Annotated in this window: 4 protein-coding genes; 2 read left to right on the top strand and 2 right to left on the bottom strand. The window is 62.3% G+C overall.

All coding sequences use genetic code 11. The features are described from left to right. Positions 1-141: 141 nt before the first annotated feature. Both C7451_RS19490 and C7451_RS19495 read right to left on the bottom strand, forming a co-directional pair. Positions 142-3,147, bottom strand: a complete 3,006-nt coding sequence (locus C7451_RS19490; protein ID WP_110300467.1) for a Tn3 family transposase — start codon at positions 3,145-3,147, stop codon at positions 142-144. A gap of 9 nt (positions 3,148-3,156) precedes the next feature. Then, entirely contained in the window at positions 3,157-3,774 is a 618-nt protein-coding gene (locus C7451_RS19495; protein ID WP_015449304.1) for a recombinase family protein, read from the bottom strand. Between the two features lie 186 nt (positions 3,775-3,960). On the opposite strand from C7451_RS19495, the gene C7451_RS19500 reads away from it, so the two are divergent. Together C7451_RS19500 and C7451_RS19505 are read left to right on the top strand one after the other, a co-directional pair. Beyond that, on the top strand, positions 3,961-4,278 hold the full coding sequence (locus C7451_RS19500; RefSeq protein WP_031290428.1) for a BrnT family toxin: 318 nt from the start codon (positions 3,961-3,963) through the stop codon (positions 4,276-4,278). Beyond that, positions 4,259-4,543, top strand: coding sequence for a BrnA antitoxin family protein (locus C7451_RS19505; RefSeq protein ID WP_010339846.1), 285 nt, complete (start codon positions 4,259-4,261; stop codon positions 4,541-4,543). Before C7451_RS19500 ends, C7451_RS19505 begins: the two co-directional genes overlap by 20 nt. Positions 4,544-4,816 lie beyond the last annotated feature (273 nt).

Genomic DNA, 4,816 nt, shown 5'->3' on the forward strand with positions numbered 1-4,816 from the left:
CGATCGAAAGACCGGTCGCGTGACCGATGACGACGATCGCCGCGGTGGTTTCGCCACCGCCGGGTATCGTCGGGTCGAATGCCGCCTTCTTAATTGGGGGTTGAGTAGCAACGGAACAGAAAACCTACATAAGGCGCGGCTTCAGGCATCGTCGATGCCCGTGACGCTGGGATCACGGAGCGGCCGCAGCTCGCCGCGCGCGACCATGTCGGGGATGGTGAAGGCGTAGCGCCCGAGCATGTTGATGTGTTGGGAGCCGAGCGGCGAGAGGCGCGCGACGTCCTCGTCGAGGATCACATGACCTTCGGTGCGGAGCTGGTTGAGCGCGGCGTCGATGTAGATCGTGTTCCAGAGCACGACCAGATTGACGACGAGCCCAAGCGCGCCGAGTTGATCTTCTTGCCCTTCGCGGTAACGCTGACGAAGCTCACCGCGCTTGCCGTGGAATACGGTGCGGGCGAGCTGGTGACGGCTCTCGCCCCGGTTGAGCTGGACCAGGATGCGTCGCCGGTAGGTTTCGTCATCGATGAACCGCAGCATGTAGAGCGACTTGATGAGGCGGCCAAGTTCCTGGAGCGCGCGCGCTAGCTTGGTCGGGCGATCGTTGGTCTGAAGGACACGGGTGAGCCCAGTCGCGCGCACGACGCCGAGTTTCAGCGATCCGGCCAGGCGCAGCAGGTCATCCCAGTGCTCGACGATCAGCTTGGTGTTGATCCTGTTCGACGCGAGGTCGTCCAGCACACCGTAATCGGCCTTTCCATCGACACGCCAGAACCGCGCGCCGCCGATATCGGCGATGCGCGGCGAGAACTGGAGCCCGAGGAGGTAGAAAACGCCGAAAATTGTGTCGGTATAGCCGGCCGTATCGGTCATGATTTCGCTTGGCCGCAATTCGGTTTCCTGGTCGAGCACGACCGCCAGCAGATGGAGGCTGTCGCGCAACGTACCGGGGACCGTCACGGCATTCAGCCCGGAAAAACGGTCGGAAACCAGATTGTACCAGGTGACGCCGCGTTCGCGCCCGAAATAGCGCGGGTTCGGGCCGGCGTGGATCGTGCGGACCGGCACGGTGAATCGCAGCCCATCGGCCGAGGCGACCTCGCCGCCGCCCCAGGCACGGGTCAGTGGAATCCTGTTATGCGCGGCGACCAGTAGCGCGTTGGCCGCCGTCAGCGTTTCGGCCCGCATGAAGTTCTGCTTCACCCAGCTCAGCCGCGACCGGCGCAAGGCGGGGACCTCCGAGCGGACAAGCGGCTCGAACCCGGTATTGGTTGCCTCCGCGACAAGCACTGCACAGATCGTGGTCGCTATATCCTCAGCGCGCGCATTGCCCTCACTGGCATGAGTGAACGCTGCCCCGAACCCCGTTCGCGCGTGCATCTCCAGGATCAGCTCGGGGAGATCGAGCCGCGGCAGTCGCGCATCGATCGCATTATGCAGGTTGGTGAGGCTCAATGGCTCGTCGATCTTATCGAGCGGTGCGATTGATAGGTCGGCGGCGCTCGCGGTCTTCGTAATTGTCACGGCATCGTTGTCCGGCACGCGCGCGGCTGTTTCGCGGTAGGCAAGATCGAGCCGCGCCGAAAGTTTGGCGATTTCCTCGTCGCCAGCGACCGCCACGCCGACCGTGCGGCATACCGTCGGTCGCGCCGCCTCCCAGCCAGCTCCCGTCAGTAGGCCCTTGCGAGGATCGGCATAGCGAAGTGAGCGAACGGGAAAGACGTCGCGGCGACGGATGGCGCGGCGTAGTCGGTCGAGCGTACAAAGCCGGTATCCGATCAGATCGAATGCACCGTCCGCGGTCTTCAGCTGGCGGGCCCAGGCCTTGGGTACGAAAGATGTTGGTACCGGTCCACGGCGCTTTTCACCCTGCTGAACTCTCCGCAGGTGATCGACCGCGTCCAACAGCGGCTGCCCCGCTGGCGCCGCCGCAAGATCGAGCCCAGCAAGCATCTTCGGCAGATAGCGCATCGTGCCAGTCTGCTGGCGCAACTCGACGAAGTAGCTCTCGTCGGTCGGCCGGGCGAGCAGGTTCACCTGCGCGACGGCCTCGGTCAGCGCTGCCCGGTCGACGAGCGCGAACACGGCTGCGCGGACCTCGGTGTCGCCGATACTGTCATCGAGCAGCACCGCCCCGACATCGCGAAGCCGGAGCGATGCGGCGTCGAGATCGCGCAGTGAGCGCATCCGCGCCTCCTTGGCGTTGATGCGCGCATTGGAGAACATCTTGGTCGACACGGCGTCGAACAGGTCGATGACATCGTCGCTGGCCGACGCTTCAAGCGTCCGGATGAAGGCAACCAGGGTCGCCGCGCGGCGATCGTCCGGCAACCGGGCGACGGCCTGCGCTTTCGCGGCGCCGGCAAATCGCGCTAATGCGGCGGCCTTGCCGGGCGGTACGCGGTCGAGTTCGGGCAAGCCTGTGGTGAATGTACGGATTTCGGTCAGTCGGTCGATGGCCCGGCTGATCTCAGGGCCGCTTTGCAGATATGGCCCATCACGGAGTCGATCGAGCGGGCTTTGCCGTCCATCTTCGGCAACAGCGACGAGCGTATCGAGCCGGGTACGTTGCTCTGACGTCAGCTTGTCGACCAGGCGGCGATGGACGTGCGCGGCGACTCGCGTGCGGACCCGTGCGATATCGCGCTCGAGGACGGACAATCCCGGTAACATCACCTTGAACTCGAGCAGCCATGTCGCGGCTGCGTCGAACAGGGCCGACGGTCGATCGGTGCCCGTCCAGCACAGCGCATACAGGAAACGATGCAATCGGAACGCGACGCCGGGATCGGAGAAGACTCGGTAGCCATAATGAATGCGGATGCGCGGGCCGTGCCGCCATCGTCCCTTGGTCGCGCAATATCGCGCCATTAGTTCGGCCGATCCGTCGATCGCCAGTTGGTCGCCAGCAAATCGCGTGACGGACGCAGGTATTTGCGCCGGATCTTCGAGAAAAGTGCCGAGCAGCCTCAACGAGCCAAGCTGCACCGCGACACCGAGCCGGTTGTGGTCGCCGCGGTGTGCGCCGATGAACGCCCGGTCCGCATCGTCGAGATGAAAGTGCCGCGCCAGCTGTTCCGAGGTCGGATCGCCTACGAAGCGACCATATCGCAGTGCCTGGTCGTCCGAGAGAAAGCTGACTGGCACCGCTTCACGCTATGCCGCTGCCGCGGATCTGGTCCCGCGCTTGGCCAACAGTTCGCTGGCCCGCTCTCGCGGCTGTCCTTTGGCGTCGACATAGGCATAGAGTGTCGACACCGATACTCCGAGCTGGACAGCGACGTCGCGCGCGGCATTGTCGCGGTCTGCCATCAACGCCATTGCGGCCTTCAACTTCTGTTTCGTCATCACCCGTGGCCGCCCGCCCGCGCGGCCACGGGCCCTGGCCGCAGCCAGCCCTGCCATCGTGCGCTCGTGGATCAGGTCGCGCTCGAACTCGGCCAGGGTTGCGAAGATGCCGAACACTAACCGGCCCGTGACGGTCGTCGTATCGATATCGCCGGTCAGCACCTTCAGGCCGACGCCGCGCTTCTGCAGATCTCCGACCAGCCCGACGACGTGAGGCAGCGACCGTCCAATTCGGTCGAGCTTCCAGACAACAAGAGCGTCGCCATCACGCATGATATCGATTGCCTTGTCGAGCCCAGGCCGTTCGGTCGTACGGCCCGAGCAAACGTCGTCGAAGATCCGGTTGCATCCGGCACGATCGAGCGCATCACGTTGCAGATCGAGATTCTGCTCGCCCGTCGACACCCGCATGTACCCGATCAGCATCGACGCCCGCTCCCTCTTGCATCAATCTATCGAACGATGGGTTTACCGGCTATAGGTTTCTGGACGGGTAGATGTGAGATTGAAGGCCGTCCAGTGGGTCGATCGCGTTCGTCGGACCGCTTCGCATCAAACCGGGGTTTGTTGTGACCGCATGGTTCAGCGTTGCATCTGGCCCTCGAGCAATGTATGCACGATAATGTCAATACAGGAAGTTTTGTGATATTTGAGTGGGACGACGACAAGGCCGCTGCCAACCTGCGCAAGCACCATGTCGCATTCGAGCTGGCTGAGCTGGTCTGGGATGATCCCGCCCATATCATCGTGTTTGATCGCTATGAAAACGACGAAGAACGCTGGCACGCGATTGGCTTGGTACGCGGCATATTGATCTTAACGGTCGTCCACACGCTCCCCACGGGTGACGATGAGAACAGCATACGTATTATCAGCGCCCGAAAAGCGACAGCCGATGAAAGGAAACGTTATGAAGCACAAGATGACTGAGGCTGACATAGCGGCCCAAATTGCGCAGCTAGTGGACATGCCTGACACTGACATCGACACGGCGGATATTCCCGAGGCACCGATTGAGAATTGGGCTTTGGCAAAGCGTCCCGGTCTTTACAAGCCGCGCAAAAAACCCGTTACCCTGCGGCTCGATACCGATGTGGTGAGCTGGTTCAAGGATCACGCGCAATCGGGGGGATACCAGACCGAAATAAACCGCGTGCTGCGCCGTTATGTCCATGACAACGCGGACCGGAGATAAGCGGCTGCTTGGCTTATGTAGGTTTTCTGTTCCGTTGCTACTCAAACCCCTAATTCGATCGGTGATGCCCACTGCGAGGGCGCCGAACAGATTGACGAGCCGGTCCGAGAGTACGTTCAAAGGGTTGCCTCATTCATTGACGGCGCATAGTGTATGCGCAGCGCATATATCACGCCTGTCTAAGCATGAAGGCAGGTCATGCGCCATGATGAAAGCGAGGCACCATGTTTTCGACATTACACATAGCTGAAAAGACGACCGGCTCTCGCGGGT

It is taken from the genome of Blastomonas natatoria, from assembly GCF_003201955.1.
GTDB lineage: Bacteria > Pseudomonadota > Alphaproteobacteria > Sphingomonadales > Sphingomonadaceae > Blastomonas > Blastomonas natatoria.

Excerpts from the sequence above, each read along its gene's own strand:
- C7451_RS19505 (WP_010339846.1), top strand. The coding sequence starts at position 4,259 with ATGAAGCACAAGATGACTGAGGCTGACATAGCGGCCCAAATTGCGCAG.
- C7451_RS19500 (WP_031290428.1), top strand. The coding sequence starts at position 3,961 with ATGCACGATAATGTCAATACAGGAAGTTTTGTGATATTTGAGTGGGAC.
- C7451_RS19495 (WP_015449304.1), bottom strand. The coding sequence starts at position 3,774 with ATGCTGATCGGGTACATGCGGGTGTCGACGGGCGAGCAGAATCTCGAT.